This window comes from Acinetobacter sp. 161(2023), from assembly GCF_037027805.1.
Taxonomy (GTDB): Bacteria; Pseudomonadota; Gammaproteobacteria; order Pseudomonadales; family Moraxellaceae; genus Acinetobacter.
This window is the reverse complement of sequence record NZ_JAZEYD010000003.1, coordinates 1-18,062: the sequence shown is the minus strand read 5'-3', so window position 1 is coordinate 18,062 and position 18,062 is coordinate 1. Positions and strand designations below refer to the sequence as shown.

Below are 18,062 nucleotides of genomic sequence, written 5' to 3'. Positions count from 1 at the left end.
GCAGCCTGTAATATTTTTTGCAATAGGAAATGGGTCCACAAATGCAAGAAGTTGCTGACGCATTGCGTCTTGACACTGAACTTTCCGCTGATAGTGCAGCGTATATTGAAGAACTTTACGAGCAGTACCTGTCTTCCCCAACCTCTGTAGCTGAGGACTGGCGCCAATATTTCGATAAATATCCAAAGGGTGACCAACCACACGGCGCTGTGCGTGAGCAATTCCTATTACTAGGACGTAATGCTAATCGTGTTCAACCTGTTGTACAAAGTAAGGTAAGTACTGAGCATGAACGTCGTCAAATTGGCGTTTTACAACTTATTGCTGCTTATCGTAATCGCGGACATCAAAAAGCTAAGTTAGATCCATTAGGTCTTGCTAAGCGTGAAGATATTCCTGATTTAGATCTTTCAGAACATGGTTTAACCAAATCAGATTTAGACACAGTATTCAACACAGGCAATCTTGAGATTGGCAAAAGTGAAGCAACGCTTGCTGAAATGATTGAAGCAATGGAAGCAATCTATTGTGGTTCAATCGGTGTTGAATATATGCATATCGTGGACACAAAAGAAAAGCGTTGGATTCAACAACGTCTTGAAAGTGTTCGTGGTCAGCTTAATTTTACAAATGATCAAAAGAAAGGGTTCTTGGAGCGTTTAACCGCTGCAGAAGGGCTTGAAAAATTCCTAGGTAATAAATACGTTGGTGCGAAACGCTTTGGTGTAGAAGGTGGTGAATCTTTTATTCCTATGGTGAATGAAATCATTCAACGTGCTGGTGCTGTTGGTTGTAAAGAAGTTGTTATTGGTATGCCACACCGTGGCCGTTTAAACCTTCTTGTTAATATTATGGGTAAAAACCCTGCAGACTTGTTTGGCGAGTTTGAAGGTAAAGCTATTCATAAGAAAGGTTCTGGCGACGTTAAATACCATCAAGGTTTCTCAAGTAATGTAATGACTCCTGGTGGCGAAGTTCACTTGGCATTAGCATTTAACCCATCTCACTTGGAAATCGTTGGTCCTGTAGTTGAAGGTTCTGTACGTGCACGTCAAGTGCGTCGTAGAGACATCGGCGGTGATGATGTATTACCAGTCATTGTTCATGGTGACGCTGCATTTGCAGGTCAAGGTGTGAACATGGAAACCTTCCAGATGTCACAAACTCGTGGCTATACGGTTGGTGGTACTGTACACATTATCGTGAACAACCAAGTTGGTTTTACAACTTCTGATCCACGTGATGCGCGCTCTACTGAATATTGTACTGACGTTGCAAAAATGATTCAGACGCCAATCTTCCATGTGAATGGCGATGATCCTGAAGCAGTAATCTTTGCTACTCAATTAGCACATGATTTCCGTCATGAATTCCGTAAAGACGTTGTACTTGACTTGTTCTGTTACCGTCGTCGTGGTCATAACGAAGCAGATGAGCCGTCTGGTACACAACCATTGATGTATCAAGTGATTGCTAAAAAAGCAACAACTCGTACACTCTATTCAGATCAGCTTGTTCAACAAAAAGTAATTGATCGTGCTGAAGCAGACCAAATGGTTGAAGATTACCGTGCAGATTTAGAAGCCGGAAACCATGTGGCAAACGCTTTGGTGCTTGAACCAAATACAAAAATGTTTGTTGATTGGACACCTTATTTGGGCCATGACTATACAGACGATTGGGATACTTCATTTGACTTAAATCGCTTAAAAGAATTAGGCGAAGGCATGAGCAAACTTCCGGAAGGATTTGTTATGCAGCGTCAAGTGCAAAAAGTAATTGAAGATCGTGTGAAAATGCAAACTGGTGAAATTGCATTGAACTGGGGTGCTGCTGAAACTTTAGCTTACGCAACCTTGATCGATGAAGATTACCTTGTTCGTATTACTGGTGAAGACGTTGGGCGTGGTACATTCTCACACCGTCATGCAAAATTGCATAATCAGGTAGATGGTTCAACGTATATTCCACTTTGCAATGTCAAAGAAAACCAGCCTCGTTTTGCGATTTACGACTCTTTATTATCTGAAGAAGCTGTTCTTGCATTTGAATATGGTTATGCAACTACAATTCCTAAGAGCTTAATTATTTGGGAAGCGCAATTTGGTGACTTCGTAAACTGTGCTCAGGTTGTAATTGACCAGTTTATTGCTTCTGGCGAGACTAAGTGGGAACGAGTTTGTGGTTTAACAATGTTGTTACCACACGGTTTCGAAGGTCAAGGTCCAGAGCACTCATCAGCTCGTTTAGAACGTTTCTTACAGTTATGTGCTGAAGATAACATGCAAGTGATCACTCCAACGACACCTGCACAGATTTTCCATGCATTACGTCGTCAAGCTGTACGCCCAATTCGTAAGCCATTGATTGTAATGTCACCGAAATCTTTACTTCGTCATAAACTTGCAACCTCAACTTTAGATGAGCTTGCAAATGGTTCATTCCAAACTGTAATTGATGAAGTTGATCAAATTAACAAGTCTGATGTAACTCGTCTTGTACTTTGTGGTGGTAAAGTTTATTACGACTTACTCGAAAAACGTCGTGAACAAAACTTAACTAACGTCGCAATCGTACGTATTGAACAGTTATATCCATACCCAGAACAACGTCTTGCAGAAATCTTGGCTGCATATCCAAACGTGAAAGAACTTGTTTGGACACAAGAAGAGCCGAAGAACCAAGGCGCTTGGTTATTTATCGCACCGCGTTTATACGACGATATCTTAAAATCTGGCAAACAAATCCGTATCAGTTTTGCAGGTCGTGAAGCTTCTGCTGCACCAGCTTGTGGCTCACCGTACTTGCATGCAAAACAACAAGCTCAGCTAATTAATGATGCATTGGCAATCGAAGCTGAACAATCAGGAGATTCTCAATAATGGCAACCGAAATTAAAGCACCGGTATTCCCAGAGTCTGTTGCAGATGGAACCATCGCAACTTGGCATAAAAAGGTGGGTGAACCTGTATCACGTGATGAAGTAATCTGTGATATTGAAACCGACAAAGTTGTTTTAGAAGTGGTTGCTCCTGCAGATGGTAGCTTAGTTGCAATCATTAAAGGTGAAGGCGATACAGTTCTTTCTGACGAAGTGATTGCTCAGTTTGAAGCTGGTGCTGGTGCAGCTGCTGCTCCTGCAGTAGAGCAAGCAGTTGCTCAAACTCAAGCTGGTGCAGCTCCTGTTGTTGAGCGCACTGAAGCTGTATCTGGTCAAGCTCCTGCAGTTCGTAAAGCTTTGTCTGAAACTGGCATTGCTGCTGCTGACGTACAAGGTACTGGTCGTGGTGGTCGTATCACTAAAGAAGATGTGACTAATCATCAAGCTAAACCAGCTGCTAACGTTACTCCGTTAAGCGTAGCTGTTGGTGAGCGTATCGAAAAACGCGTTCCAATGACTCGTTTACGTAAGCGTGTAGCTGAGCGTCTTCTTTCTGCAACTCAAGAAACTGCAATGTTAACTACATTTAACGAAGTTAACATGAAGCCAATCATGGAATTGCGTAAGCAATATAAAGATGCGTTTGAAAAACGCCATGGTGCTCGTTTAGGCTTCATGTCATTCTTTGTTAAAGCTGTAACTGAAGCACTTAAGCGCTATCCTGCGGTAAATGCTTCAATTGATGGCGATGATATTGTTTATCATGGTTACTATGATATCGGTGTTGCAGTATCTTCTGATCGTGGTCTTGTTGTTCCAGTATTACGTGATACTGATCGTATGAGCTATGCAGAAGTTGAAGCAGGTATTGGTGCTTATGCTGCTAAAGCGCGCGATGGTAAATTATCTATCGAAGAAATGACTGGTGGTACTTTCACTATTACTAACGGTGGTACTTTCGGTTCATTACTTTCAACTCCAATTTTGAATCAGCCGCAAACTGGTATCTTGGGTATGCACAAAATCCAAGAGCGTCCTATGGCTGTAAATGGTCAAGTTGAAATCTTGCCAATGATGTATTTAGCGCTTTCTTATGACCACCGTATGATCGATGGTAAAGAAGCAGTAGGTTTCTTGGTAGCAATCAAAGAATTGTTAGAAGAACCAGCTAAACTCATCCTTGATCTTTAATTTCTTCGAATAATATTACCGAGATAGAGTGATCCTCTATCTCGGACCATGGAGATAAACAATGTCTCAACAATTTGATCTTGTTGTTATTGGCGGTGGTCCTGGTGGTTATGAAGCTGCAATTCGTGCTGCTCAACTAGGTTTTAAAGTCGCTTGTATCGAAAAACGTATTCACAACGGTAAGCCATCTTTAGGTGGTACATGCTTAAACGTAGGTTGTATCCCTTCTAAAGCATTACTTGACTCTTCACATCGTTATGAAGATACAGTGCATCACTTAGCTGATCACGGTATTACTACAGGTGAAGTGAATTTTGATCTTGCTAAGCTTCTTGCTCGTAAAGACAAAATTGTTGACCAATTAACTGGTGGTATCGATCAATTGCTTAAAGGCAATGGTATTGAGTGGTTAAAAGGTACTGGTAAATTACTTGCTGGTAAAAAAGTTGAGTTTGTTTCACACGAAGGTGAGACTCAAGTTTTAGAACCTAAATACGTGATTCTTGCGTCTGGTTCTGTACCTGTAAATATTCCAGTAGCTCCTGTAGATCAAGATATTATTGTTGATTCAACTGGCGCATTAAACTTCCCAGAAGTACCTAAACGTTTAGGTGTTATTGGTGCTGGTGTAATCGGTTTAGAACTTGGTTCTGTTTGGCGTCGTCTTGGTGCTGAAGTTGTTGTATTTGAAGCAATGGATGCATTTTTACCAATGGCTGATAAAGCTTTGGCAAAAGACTACCAAAAACTTTTAACTAAGCAAGGTCTTGATATTCGTATTGGCGCTAAAGTTGCTGGTACTGAAGTTAATGGTCGCGAAGTGACTGTTAAATACACTCAAGGTGGCGAAGAAAAAACTCAGACTTTTGACAAATTAATCGTTTGTGTAGGCCGTAAAGCTTATGCAGAAGGTTTGTTGGCAGATGATTCAGGCATTAAATTGACTGAACGTGGTCTAGTTGAAGTAAATGATTTCTGTGCAACTTCTGTAGAAGGTGTATATGCAATTGGTGACTTGGTTCGCGGTCCAATGCTTGCTCATAAAGCAATGGAAGAAGGTGTAATGGCTGTTGAGCGTATCCACGGTCATGCAGCTCAAGTGAACTATGACACAATCATTTCTGTTATCTATACGCATCCGGAAGCGGCATGGGTTGGTTTAACTGAAGAACAAGCTAAAGAAAAAGGTCATGAAGTTAAAACTGGTCAATTCGGTTTTGCTGTAAATGGTCGTGCTTTAGCAGCGGGTGAAGGTGCTGGTTTCGTTAAGTTTGTTGCTGATGCAAAAACTGACCGTTTATTAGGTATGCATGTTATTGGACCTGCTGCATCTGATATCGTACACCAAGGTATGATCGCACTTGAATTTGTATCTTCTGTTGAAGATCTTCAGTTAATGACATTTGGTCATCCAACATTCTCTGAAGTTGTTCATGAAGCTGCACTTGCTGTAGATGGTCGTGCAATTCACGCGATTCAACGTAAGCGTAAATAAAATAAAGAGCGGTTCTCCGCTCTTTTTCACATTTGATGGTGTGATTAAAAAAACATCAAGGTGATAGAGGTAGACAGCAATTTGCATATACAACATGAGAATGTTGCGCAAATTGAAGACAACAAACAAAGTTAAGTAGGTAACTAAATGAACTTACATGAGTATCAAGCTAAAGCGTTATTGAAAGAATATGGTATGCCGGTACAAGAAGGTATCTTGGCAACCAATGCAGACGAAGCAGTTGCTGCATTCGAACAGCTTGGTGGTAAATTCGCGGTAATGAAAGCGCAAGTTCATGCTGGTGGTCGCGGTAAGGCTGGTGGCGTTAAAGTTGCAAAATCTAAAGAAGATGTTATCGAGTTTGCAAATAACATTATTGGTACTCGTCTTGTAACGTATCAAACTGATGCAAATGGTCAACCAGTAAACAGCATCATTGTTGCTGAAGACGTATACCCAGTTGAGCGTGAGCTTTACTTGGGCGCGGTTGTAGACCGTTCTAGCCGTCGTATTACTTTCATGGCTTCTACAGAAGGTGGTGTAGAAATCGAGAAAGTTGCAGAAGAAACTCCAGAAAAAATTATCAAAGTTGAAGTTGATCCATTAGTTGGCTTACAACCATTCCAAGCGCGTGAAGTTGCGTTTGCTTTAGGTTTGAAAGACAAGCAAATCAGCCAATTTGTTAAAATTATGGCTGCTGCTTACCAAGCATTTGTAGAAAATGACTTTGCATTATTCGAAATTAACCCACTTTCAGTTCGTGAAAATGGCGATATTTTATGTGTAGATGCAAAAGTTGGTATCGACTCTAACGCGCTTTACCGTTTACCTAAAGTTGCTGCTTTACGTGACAAATCTCAAGAGAATGAGCGTGAATTAAAAGCATCTGAATTTGATCTTAACTATGTTGCTTTAGAAGGTAACATCGGTTGTATGGTTAACGGTGCTGGTCTTGCAATGGCAACTATGGACATCATTAAACTTTATGGTGGTCAGCCTGCAAACTTCCTTGACGTTGGTGGCGGTGCGACTAAAGAGCGCGTAATCGAAGCGTTCAAAATCATCCTTGCTGATACATCTGTACAAGGTGTTTTAATTAACATCTTTGGTGGTATCGTACGTTGTGACATGATTGCTGAAGCGATTATTGCAGCGGTTCAAGAAGTAAACGTAACTGTTCCAGTTGTTGTTCGTTTAGAAGGTAACAACGCTGAGTTAGGTGCTAAATTACTTGACGAATCTGGTTTGAAATTAATTTCTGCGAACGGCTTGTCTGATGCCGCAGAAAAAGTTGTAGCTGCAGTTAAAGCGTAAGGGGAGTATCAATCATGAGCGTATTAATTAATAAAGACACTAAAGTATTGGTACAAGGTTTTACTGGTAAAAACGGTACTTTCCACTCTGCACAAGCTTTAGACTACGGTACAAAAGTTGTTGGTGGTGTTACTCCAGGTAAAGGTGGTACTACTCACCTTGACCTACCAGTATTCAACACAATGAAAGAAGCTGTACGTGAAACAAATGCAGATGCATCTGTAATTTATGTACCAGCTCCATTCGTTTTAGACTCTATCGTTGAAGCGGTTGATTCAGGTGTTGGCCTAATCGTTGTGATCACTGAAGGTGTTCCAACAATTGACATGCTTAAAGCAAAACGCTACTTAGAAACTAACGGTAACGGTACTCGTTTAGTTGGTCCTAACTGCCCAGGTGTGATCACTCCAGGCGAATGTAAGATTGGTATTATGCCTGGTCACATTCACCAACCAGGTCGTATTGGTATCATCTCACGTTCAGGTACATTGACTTATGAAGCTGTTGCTCAAACAACTAAGCTTGGTTTAGGTCAGTCTACTTGTATCGGTATTGGTGGTGACCCAATCCCAGGTATGAACCAAATCGAAGCTCTTCAATTGTTCCAAGACGACCCAGATACTGATGCTATCATCATGATCGGTGAGATCGGTGGTACAGCTGAAGAAGAAGCTGCTGAATTCATCAAATCTAACGTGACTAAGCCTGTAGTAGGTTACATTGCTGGTGTAACTGCACCTAAAGGTAAGCGTATGGGTCACGCTGGCGCGATCATTTCTGGTGGTCAAGGTACAGCTGAAGAGAAATTCGCTGCGTTTGAACGCGCTGGAATGGCCTACACTCGTAGCCCAGCTGAGCTTGGTTCAACAATGTTGCAAGTTTTAAAAGAGAAAGGTTTAGCTTAATCGCTTTATCCTGAATCTTAAAAAACACCGCATCTGAAAATGATGCGGTGTTTTTTTTATCTATTAAATAAAAATAAATAATCAAAAAATAAAATTTCTAAAGAAAACAAAATATTTAAGCAAAAAAATACGCAATGATTGGGGTGATCATTGCGTAGAACAACGAATCTGTAAAAACAGTTTCGGTTTAAGGAGAAATGTCGTGAGGTTCATATAATATAACCTACACCATGAATATTAGAGATAGTTAAGAAATTCTTCATCGCTATTAGCGTTAATAAGTGTTACTTCACGTTAATAGGGTAAAAGCATGTGAATGGCAGCGTATACATTAGTAATTCTAAAAAATTAATGCTATGGATTAAAGAAGCATAAAAAAAGCCCCGAAGGGCTTTTAGTTTTTAAGAGAATTAGAATTTAAATAATCCTAAACCATCTTTAACTTCATCTAAGGTTTGTTGAGTAATAAGACGACACTTATCTGTACCTTGACGTAAAACATCCATAATGTAGTCAGGATCTTTAGCAAGTTCTTCACGACGTTCACGAATAGGGCTGATTAATTCCTTCAAAACACCTTCAAGACGTTTCTTAACAGTACCATCACCAAGACCACCACGGCGATAATGTGCTTTTAGTTCTTCAACTTCTTCTTTATTTGGATCAAATGCATCTAAGTAAGTAAATACAATATTTCCTTCCACCTGACCTGGATCTTCAATACGAAGATGATTTGGGTCGGTATACATTGCGTTTACAGCTTTTTTGATGTCTTTATCAGAAGCATTTAAAACAATGGTATTACCTAATGATTTAGACATTTTTGCCTTGCCATCAAAACCAGGTAAACGTGCCATATTTGAAAGCAAAGCTTTACATTCAGGTAAAAGGTCTTGGCCAATTTGACGGTTTATTCGACGTACGATTTCATTGGTTTGTTCAATCATTGGAATTTGATCTTCACCCACTGGAACCACAGTCGCTTTGAAAGCAGTAATGTCAGCTGCTTGAGCAACAGGGTAGCAGAGGAAACCAGCTGGAATGTCACGCTCAAAACCGCGCATTTGAATCTCAGACTTAATGGTCGGGTTACGTTCTAAGCGTGCAACCGTCACAAAGTTAAGATAGAGCATGGTGAGCTCATTCAGTGCTGGCAAGCATGATTGTACGCAAATCGTGGTTTTTGTTGGATCAATACCTACAGCTAAATAATCTAGAGCAACTTCCAAAATATTACGACGGACTTTATCTGGGTTATCTGCATTGTCTGTTAATGCTTGAGCATCTGCTAATAAGAGATGTTGATGGTGGCTATCCTGTAAACCTACACGTGAACGCAAAGAACCGACAAAATGCCCAAGATGAAGTTGTCCGGTTGGGCGGTCGCCTGTCAAAATAATTGGACGCTGATCAACATTACTCATTATTTATTCCACTATCGTATTGGCTTAATCAGGGATAGTAAGCCCTGTAATATAAAAGATTGGCATTATTGTACGGGAAATAAAAAAAATTCGTCAGCAATTGGTTAAACTTTCTTAAAATAATAATGTGAATTTATTCAGTAAAATTACAGAAATTAGAAAGTTTCATCTTACAATAGCTAAATAAATACAAACTTGGATAAGAAATGGCAAGTGGCTTACTTTTATTACTAGATGATATTGCAACAATTTTAGATGATGTCGCTTTAATGAGCAAAATGGCAGCAAAGAAAACTGCCGGTGTCTTAGGTGATGATTTGGCTTTAAATGCGCAACAGGTAACAGGTGTGCGAGCAGATCGTGAATTACCTATTGTGTGGAAAGTCGCGAAAGGTTCCTTAGTTAATAAGCTTATTTTAGTACCTTTAGCATTATTAATTAGTGTTATAGCGCCTTGGCTGATTAACCCGTTATTGATGCTAGGTGGTTTATTTTTATGTTATGAAGGCGTGGAAAAAGTTCTTCATACGATTATGCATAAAAAGCCCTCTACATCAGAAGAAGCAAAGGCAGAATTTGATAGTGAAGGATTAGATTTAGCAAATTTTGAAAAAGAAAAAGTAAAAGGAGCCATTCGAACAGACTTTATTTTATCTGCCGAAATTGTCGTGATTACTCTCGGTACTGTGGCTACAGCGACTTTAATGACGAAGGTAAGTGTTCTTAGCATTATTGCAGTCGTCATGACAATTGGCGTTTATGGCTTAGTTGGCATGATTGTTAAGATTGATGATTTGGGATTATATTTAACGAAGCAAACTGCCTCATTTAAGCAAACTATAGGTCGAGGTTTATTAGCTTTTGCACCTATTTTGATGAAATTACTTTCGATCGTGGGCACTATTGCAATGTTTTTGGTAGGGGGAGGGATTATTAATCATACTATTCCTTTATTACATCATTTAACTGAAAATACAGTGGACCATGTTGAGACTATCCCAGCGGTAGGAAATATCATTGGTGCTTTAACACCAACATTAATGAACTTTGCGATTGGAATGATTGCTGGTGCAATTGTTCTATTAATTATGAGTTTAATACAGAAAATGTGGCCAAAAGCTTCTGGTTAATCAGGTCATTTAAAAAGAAGAGGGACGTTATGCGTTGGAGAGATCGTAGAGTCAGTACCAATGTTGAGGACCGTCGAGGTGGGGGCGGTGTTAAAGCTGGTGGTATTAGTATTATTGGTTTAGTCGTAGCATTTGTCGCATGGAAATTTTTTGGCGTTGATCCACAAATGGCTTATCAGGCAACGCAGCAAGTTACTGCTTCACAGCAGTCAAATGCAACTACACCGCAAAGTTTAACACCTGAGCAAAAAGAAGCCTCAGATTTTGTTGGGACAGTATTAGCAGATACAGAAGATACGTGGACGCCTATATTTAAACAGCTAGGCAAAACCTATACCCCCCCAAAGTTGGTTTTATTTAGCGGAAGAATTCAGTCAGGTTGTGGTACAGCTCAATCTGCAATGGGACCCTTTTATTGTCCGGCTGATCAGAAGGTTTATATCGATACCCAATTTTTTAAAGATATGCGTGAGCAAATGGGTATATCGGGTGAGCAAAATAAAACAGAGCTTTCTCGCCAAGATCAGGCAGGAGATTTTGCCCAAGCCTATGTTGTTGCGCATGAAGTAGGTCACCACGTTCAAACTTTGCTTGGTATTTCTTCTCAAGTGCAACAAGCTCGTTCACAAGCCAGTCAAAGAGAAGGTAACCAATTATCCGTACGTCAAGAATTACAAGCTGACTGTTTAGCGGGTATATGGGCAAATCATAATCAGCAACGTACTCAGTTTTTAGAATCCGGAGATGTTGAAGAGGCGATGGATGCAGCTCAAAAAATTGGAGATGATTATTTACAGAAGCGCTCTACTGGTCAGGTTGTTCCAGATAGCTTTACGCATGGTAGTAGTGAACAGCGAATGCACTGGTTCCAAGTTGGTTTAAAAACTGGCGATATTAACCAATGTGATACTTTTAACAATCCAGTTTAAGATTTTATAGGATGAGTCTTGTTAAACATATTTAAGAAGCTCATCCGTTTTTCTTTAGATCATAACTATAAATAATGTTAAGAAATTTAACAGAGTGGTAGATTGTTCATTCAATTCGTTAAACTTGTGTCCTAATTTCTGTTTTTTATGATTATGGCATTTTTGATGCCAGTTTTTTTATTAAGTTTGGTCGATCTAACAAAGTTTCTCTTATTTGGTCGTTGACCCAGAAGAAGGGTATTCATGGGTAATTTTTTTCTACTACAAGCATTCACAGTGGTTTTTGCGCTATCAATTGCAACCACAATCTTTAATAAGCGCATTTTAGGCTTTCCACAGGCTATTGGTGTACCACTGGTCTCAGCAATTTTTGTCTTTATCTTGCAATGGGGCGCAAGCCTACTAAATGGTAATCAGTTTATTACTATTAATATTCATAATATTGAAGAAGCAGTACGCCATATCGATTTTTATGATTTTTTAATTAATGGTGTCATCTGTTTTATTCTAACTTCTTCAGCCCTTAAATTTAAAATTTCTGATTTAAGAAGTTACTGGAAGCAAATTAGTATTTTGGCCACCATTGCATTGGTCATTTGCGCTGTTTTATTTGGTGGATTGCTCTACGGGTTTCAACTATTGGTTGGATATCACGTGCCAATTTTGGTGCTGTTACTTTTAGGTGCGGCTTTAGGCGCAACAGACCCTATTGGTATTAAGGGTGTACTTAGTTCGATACGTGCACCGCATCATTTGATTGTTAAGCTAGAAGGTGAGTCACTATTTAATGATGCAATGTGTATTGCATTATTTATGACTTTGCTCAATGTTTTACAGGGTGAACATTTCTCATTGATGGCGACATTAGAAGCTTTACTCTATGAAATTGTTGTTGCTGTCGGGATTGGTTGGGCATTTGGGGTGGGGGTGTTACGTCTATTACGTGGTAAACATGAAATGGAGTCCCTGATTTTAACCACAGCTTTGCTTGCGAGTGGAGCATATTTGGTTGCTTTGTTTGCCCATGCATCAGCACCGATTGCCTGTGTAATTGGTGGTTTGATTGTTGGAAACAAATGGAAAGAGATACGCGAAGAGCGCGAGATTCAAGAAGTTAATCATTTTTGGCATACTGTAGAAGGAATTATCAACTCATTCCTGTTTACTTTAATTGGTCTAGAGTTATTTATTCTTGATTTAAACTTTAGCCTGATTTTAGGTGGTATTGTTGCCTTCTTTATTCTACATATCTCTCGTTTTGCAGCCAACTTCATGGCTTTTGCCTTTTTCCCGAACATGCGGAAAATGAAAAGTTATAACGGTAGTTTAACCATTTTATCTTGGGGTGGGGTGCGAGGGGGGATTTCACTTGCATTGATTTTGGCAGTTGCCAATATTCCAGCCTTAAGTCCATATAGCAGTATCCTGATTGGTTATACGTTTATTAGTGTATTGTTATCAGGCATCGTATGTGGTCTAGGCCTACCAGCTGTGATGAATGCTTTTTATTATAATCCTAATGAAGAAACTGAAGGCTTAAAAGGTTTATATCAAAGATTGTGTCATAAGATGAATCGGAGAGGCTTTCAATATATTGTTGGAGAGGATGCGCTAGGTAGAGAAACGATTACCGTTTTTAATCCAGATATTCTGGTAGACCAAAAAACTGAAGATGGAATTGCAACAATGCATGACCCAAATAAGTTACAAGAAGTAAAACGATTTGAGAGTCCGGATAATTTCTAAATATTTGCAGTTTTAAATTTTATAAGATATTTAAAAATTAGGTTTTAGTGTAATAGTGAAATATTACCTAAAGCCTTTTTTTTCTATATATATCATTAATAATATATTTTATTTTATTAAGATATCAATGGTTGTTATATAAATATTTTAATTAAATGAAATTTCAACAAATGGTCAAGAGTTAAATAAGAAATTTGTTTTATATATAAAACATTTAAAGAAATTTTCCATTAAATTAACACAAGATAAACTTAAAGAAGACTTATATATAATTTGTATTAATTAAAATTTTTTCTATAGGTACTTTAGTATTTGTTTTTTTTATTTTAAAGTGGTTAATGTAAAAATGATCACATTACTTAAGGTTTTTAAGTTGTAGGTCAAAAACTTAAAAATATTAAGTAAAAAGAATTATACATAAAATCATTTAAATCAATAATATAAAAGGAATACAGATATGCCTGAAATACAAATTATTGCCAAGGATAGTCACGACACCTTGTCAACCATCAAGGGAACTTCTGCAAAACTTTCAGAAGCTTCAGTCGTATTGGTAAAAGTGGCTGCCAGTGATGTATTGGTAGTCAATAGGGAGGGAACCAATGCAGTCATTCGCCTTAAAAACGGTGAGACTATTGTTATTGAAGGCTTTTTTAGTGGAACAGCTGAGCCTAAAGATAACAGCCTTGTTTTTCAAGACGAAAATGGACAGTTAATCTGGGCAAAATTCAAAGATGCTGAAAATGATGCAGACGCCGATGCAGATGCTGATGCCGACAGTGATGTTGAGCCACAAGCACTTTTAGGTGAAGATTTACCAGCAGCTCTACCGGCAGAAGCTCCACAGGCATTAGTGTCTGATGTTATTTATCAGCCTATTTCTTCAATTCAACCATTACTTTATCATGATGCTAGTGTGAACCCATGGTTATGGGCTGCTATTCCATTAGTTGCAGGCGGTATTATTGCTGCCGCATCAAATAATAGTAGCAATAAGGATTCTTCAACACCAGCAGATACTACGCCACCAAATACAAATGGCGTTACTTTCTCTGTTAATCCTATAACTTCAGATAATGTAATTAATTCAACTGAAGCTGCTGGTAATGTTACGCTTACAGGTAGCTTAAAAAATATTCCAGCAGATGCTGCAAATACCGTCGTTACAGTAGTTGTGAATGGAGTAACTTACACTGCAACTGTAGATAAAGTAGCTGGTATATGGAGTGTAAGTGTACCGGGTAGCGGTTTAGTTGCTGATGCAGATAAAACAATTGATGCAAAAGTTACCTTTACCGATGCAGCTGGTAACAGTAGCAATATTACTGAGTCAAAAACTTATACTGTCGATACGACAGCACCAAATGCGCCAGTTATTGATCCTATTAATGCAAAAGACCCAATAACAGGAACTGCTGAAGCAGGTTCAACTGTAAAAGTAACCTTCCCGGATGGTACAACAACAACTGTAGTTGCAGGTCCTGATGGTAAATGGACCGTGCCAAACCCGGGTGACTTGACCAATGGTCAAACGGTGACAGCAACAGCGACAGATCCAGCAGGTAATCCATCAACACCTTCAACTGGCACTGTAGATACAGTTGCACCAACAGTCACTGTGACGACTACATTAACCAATGACAGTACTCCAGCTTTAACTGGTACGGTGAATGATTCAACTGCGAAAGTCGTGGTGACAGTGGATGGTGTGAACTATCCAGCGACCAATAATGGTAATGGTACCTGGACGCTTGCAGACAATACGCTTCCAGCGTTGACGGATGGTCCACATACCGTGACTGTGACAGCGACAGACCCCGCTGGTAATGTGGGTACAACAAATGTAGTAGTTACAGTTGATACGACAGCACCAAATGTACCAGTGCTTAATCCAGTTAATGCAACTGATCCTGTGACAGGTACAGCAGAAGCAGGTTCAACTGTAAAAGTAACCTTCCCTGATGGTACAACAACAACTGTGGTGGTCGGCCCTAATGGTCAATGGAGCGTGCCAAACCCAGGCGACTTGACTAATGGTCAAACTGTTACGGCAGTCGCAACAGACCCTGCAGGTAATACTTCATTGCCAGGTAGCGGTATCGTTTCTGCAGACATTACTCCACCAGTTGTTGCGTTTAATAACACATTAACCAATGACAGCACACCGCCATTGACTGGTACGGTGAATGATCCAACTGCGAAAGTGGTGGTGACTGTAGATGGTGTGAACTATCCAGCGGTGAACAATGGTAACGGTACTTGGACACTTGCAGACAATACGCTGCCAGCGTTAACAGATGGTCCACATACGGTAACTGTAACTGCAACCGACCCTGCAGGTAATGTGAGTACAGGCACTGGCGTATTGACGGTTGATACCACAGCACCAACTGCGCCGTTAATTGACCCGATCAATGCAACTAACCCAATTACAGGTACAGCGGAAGCAGGTTCAACTGTAAAAGTAACCTTCCCTGATGGTACAACAACAACTGTAGTTGCAGGCCCTACGGGTCAATGGACAGTGCCAAACCCGGGTGACTTGACCAATGGTCAAACTGTTACCGCAGTGGCAACAGATCCAGCAGGTAATCCATCAACTCCTTCAACAGGCATTGTAGATGCAGTTGCACCAACAGTCACTGTGACGACTACATTAACCAATGACAGCACACCGCCATTGGCCGGTACTGTGAACGATCCAACTGCGAAAGTAGTGGTGACTGTGGATGGTGTGAACTACCCAGCGACCAATAATGGTAACGGGACCTGGACGCTTGCAGATAATACGCTGCCAGCGTTGACGGATGGTCCACATACCGTGACTGTAACTGCAACCGACCCTGCAGGTAATGTGGGTACAACAAATGTAGTGGTGACAGTCGATACGACAGCACCAAATGTACCAGTGCTTAATCCAGTTAATGCAACTGATCCTGTGACAGGTACAGCGGAAGCAGGTTCAACTGTAAAAGTAATTTTCCCGGATGGTACAACAACAACTGTGGTGGTCGGCCCTAATGGTCAATGGACAGTGCCAAACCCAGGTGACTTGACCAATGGTCAAACGGTGACAGCAACAGCGACTGATCCAGCAGGTAATACTTCATTGCCAGGTAGCGGTATCGTTTCTGCAGACATTACTCCGCCAGTTGTTGTATTTAATAACGCATTAACCAATGACAGTACTCCAGCTTTAACTGGTACGGTGAATGATCCAACTGCGAAAGTAGTGGTGACAGTGGATGGTGTGAACTATCCAGCGGTGAATAATGGTAATGGGACTTGGACACTTGCAGACAATACGCTTCCAGCGTTGACGGATGGTCCACATACGGTGACTGTGACAGCTACAGACCCTGCTGGTAATGTGGGTACAGGTACTGGAGTCTTGACGGTTGATACGACAGCACCAAATGCACCAGTACTTAATCCAGTTAATGCAACTGATCCTGTGACAGGTACAGCGGAAGCAGGTTCAACTGTAAAAGTAACTTTCCCGGATGGTACAACAACAACTGTGGTGGTAGGTCCTAACGGTCAATGGACCGTGCCAAACCCGGGTGACTTGACCAATGGTCAAACTGTTACCGCAGTCGCAACAGACCCAGCTGGTAATACTTCATTGCCAGGTAGCGGTATCGTTTCTGCAGACATTACTCCACCAGTTGTTGCATTTAATAACGCATTAACTAATGACAGTACTCCAGCTTTAACTGGTACTGTGAATGATCCAGCTGCGAAAGTGGTGGTGACTGTAGATGGTGTGAACTATCCAGCAGTGAACAATGGTAATGGAACCTGGACACTTGCAGACAATACGCTGCCAGCGTTGACAGACGGTCCACATACGGTAACTGTAACTGCAACCGACCCTGCAGGTAATGTGGGTACAGGCACTGGTGTATTGACGGTTGATACCACAGCACCAACTGCGCCGTTAATTGACCCGATTAATGCAACTAACCCAATTACAGGTATAGCGGAAGCAGGTTCAACTGTAAAAGTAACCTTCCCGGATGGTACAACAACAACTGTAGTTGCAGGTCCTGATGGTAAATGGACAGTGCCAAACCCAGGTGACTTGACCAATGGTCAAACGGTGACAGCAACAGCGACTGACCCTGCAGGCAACCCATCGTTACCTGGTACAGGTATTGTAGATGCAGTTGCACCAACAGTGGCTATAACGACTACATTAACCAATGACAGCACACCGCCATTGACTGGTACGGTGAACGATCCGACTGCGAAAGTGGTGGTGACTGTAGATGGTGTGAACTATCCAGGAGTGAACAATGGTAATGGTACCTGGACACTTGCAGACAATACGCTTCCAGGGTTGACGGATGGTCCACATACGGTAACCGTGACTGCAACAGACCCTGCAGGTAATGTGGGTACTACGACTGGGGTGTTGACGGTTGATACGACAGCGCCGACTGTTACTTTGAGTGATGTATTAACTAATGACAGTACACCGCCATTAACTGGTACAGTGAATGATCCGACTGCGAAAGTGGTGGTGGCTGTAGATGGTGTGAACTATCTAGCAACTAATAATGGTAACGGTACCTGGACCCTTGCAGACAATACACTTCCGGTGTTGACGAATGGTCCACATAACGTGACCGTGACTGCAACTGACCCTGCAGGTAATGTCGGAACAACGACTGGGGTATTGACTGTAGATACCACAGCAGCGAACTTACTTGGTCCGATTACAGTACCAGATGACTTAAACAGTGATGGCATCATCAATGCAGCAGAACTTGGCACAGACGGCAGCATTAATGCACGTGTGGCGTTGGGTCCTGATGCAGTGTTGGGTACTGTCGTAACTGTTAACGGCACGAATCACACAGTGAATGCGGTTGATCTAAGCAATGGCTATATCACAGCAACAATTCCTGTGACTGCAGATGGCCCAATCACCATCCATGCACAAGCAGTGGATGCGCAAGGCCATATCAGCAGCCCGGCAAATGTTATAGTGACGGTTGATACCACAGCGCCAGCTGCACCGGTGATTGATCCAATCAATGCA

The 18,062-nt window shown here is 40.9% G+C and carries 10 protein-coding genes; 9 read left to right on the top strand and 1 reads right to left on the bottom strand.

Annotated elements, in window-relative coordinates; translation table 11 throughout:
- Positions 1 to 41 precede the first annotated feature (41 nt).
- The 5 genes from WA249_RS03205 to sucD all read left to right on the top strand — a co-directional run bounded on the left by WA249_RS03205 (position 42) and on the right by sucD (position 7,786).
- Entirely contained in the window at positions 42 to 2,882 is a 2,841-nt protein-coding gene (locus tag WA249_RS03205; RefSeq protein WP_336166462.1) for a 2-oxoglutarate dehydrogenase E1 component, read from the top strand.
- The gene (gene odhB / locus WA249_RS03200; protein WP_133972066.1) at positions 2,882 to 4,072 is read left to right on the top strand and encodes a 2-oxoglutarate dehydrogenase complex dihydrolipoyllysine-residue succinyltransferase; all 1,191 of its coding nucleotides are present in this window, start codon (positions 2,882 to 2,884) and stop codon (positions 4,070 to 4,072) included. The genes WA249_RS03205 and odhB overlap by 1 nt, the downstream gene beginning before the upstream one ends.
- A 61-nt stretch (positions 4,073 to 4,133) precedes the next feature.
- A complete protein-coding gene (gene lpdA / locus WA249_RS03195) occupies positions 4,134 to 5,567 on the top strand; it encodes a dihydrolipoyl dehydrogenase (RefSeq protein WP_336166461.1) in 1,434 nt (477 codons plus the stop codon).
- 147 nt (positions 5,568 to 5,714) lie between these two features.
- The gene (gene sucC / locus WA249_RS03190; RefSeq protein WP_003655470.1) at positions 5,715 to 6,881 is read left to right on the top strand and encodes an ADP-forming succinate--CoA ligase subunit beta; all 1,167 of its coding nucleotides are present in this window, start codon (positions 5,715 to 5,717) and stop codon (positions 6,879 to 6,881) included.
- Positions 6,882 to 6,895: 14 nt separating this feature from the next.
- On the top strand, positions 6,896 to 7,786 hold the full coding sequence (gene sucD, locus WA249_RS03185) for a succinate--CoA ligase subunit alpha (protein WP_003655479.1): 891 nt from the start codon (positions 6,896 to 6,898) through the stop codon (positions 7,784 to 7,786).
- 410 nt (positions 7,787 to 8,196) lie between these two features.
- On the opposite strand, the gene trpS is transcribed toward sucD, so the two are convergent.
- On the bottom strand, positions 8,197 to 9,210 hold the full coding sequence (trpS, locus tag WA249_RS03180) for a tryptophan--tRNA ligase (protein WP_016137032.1): 1,014 nt from the start codon (positions 9,208 to 9,210) through the stop codon (positions 8,197 to 8,199).
- Between the two features lie 206 nt (positions 9,211 to 9,416).
- Here trpS and WA249_RS03175 point away from each other — a divergent pair, with 206 nt between their 5' ends.
- From WA249_RS03175 to WA249_RS03160, 4 genes are all read left to right on the top strand, one after another.
- Positions 9,417 to 10,340 (top strand): DUF808 domain-containing protein, encoded by a 924-nt coding sequence (locus tag WA249_RS03175; protein WP_336166460.1) that lies wholly within the window; start codon positions 9,417 to 9,419, stop codon positions 10,338 to 10,340.
- A 29-nt stretch (positions 10,341 to 10,369) separates the two neighbouring features.
- On the top strand, positions 10,370 to 11,269 hold the full coding sequence (ypfJ, locus tag WA249_RS03170; protein WP_336166459.1) for a KPN_02809 family neutral zinc metallopeptidase: 900 nt from the start codon (positions 10,370 to 10,372) through the stop codon (positions 11,267 to 11,269).
- Positions 11,270 to 11,512: 243 nt separating this feature from the next.
- A complete protein-coding gene (locus WA249_RS03165) occupies positions 11,513 to 13,015 on the top strand; it encodes a cation:proton antiporter (RefSeq protein ID WP_336166458.1) in 1,503 nt (500 codons plus the stop codon).
- Between the two features lie 457 nt (positions 13,016 to 13,472).
- Positions 13,473 to 18,062 (top strand): Ig-like domain-containing protein (locus tag WA249_RS03160; protein WP_336166457.1); only part of this gene is annotated, 4,590 nt, incomplete at its 3' end.

Bases quoted from the DNA above. Each gene is read 5' to 3' on its own strand.
- WA249_RS03205 (WP_336166462.1), top strand. From the start codon at position 42: ATGCAAGAAGTTGCTGACGCATTGCGTCTTGACACTGAACTTTCCGCT.
- odhB (WP_133972066.1), top strand. From the start codon at position 2,882: ATGGCAACCGAAATTAAAGCACCGGTATTCCCAGAGTCTGTTGCAGAT.
- lpdA (WP_336166461.1), top strand. From the start codon at position 4,134: ATGTCTCAACAATTTGATCTTGTTGTTATTGGCGGTGGTCCTGGTGGT.
- sucC (WP_003655470.1), top strand. From the start codon at position 5,715: ATGAACTTACATGAGTATCAAGCTAAAGCGTTATTGAAAGAATATGGT.
- sucD (WP_003655479.1), top strand. From the start codon at position 6,896: ATGAGCGTATTAATTAATAAAGACACTAAAGTATTGGTACAAGGTTTT.
- trpS (WP_016137032.1), bottom strand. From the start codon at position 9,210: ATGAGTAATGTTGATCAGCGTCCAATTATTTTGACAGGCGACCGCCCA.
- WA249_RS03175 (WP_336166460.1), top strand. From the start codon at position 9,417: ATGGCAAGTGGCTTACTTTTATTACTAGATGATATTGCAACAATTTTA.
- ypfJ (WP_336166459.1), top strand. From the start codon at position 10,370: ATGCGTTGGAGAGATCGTAGAGTCAGTACCAATGTTGAGGACCGTCGA.
- WA249_RS03165 (WP_336166458.1), top strand. From the start codon at position 11,513: ATGGGTAATTTTTTTCTACTACAAGCATTCACAGTGGTTTTTGCGCTA.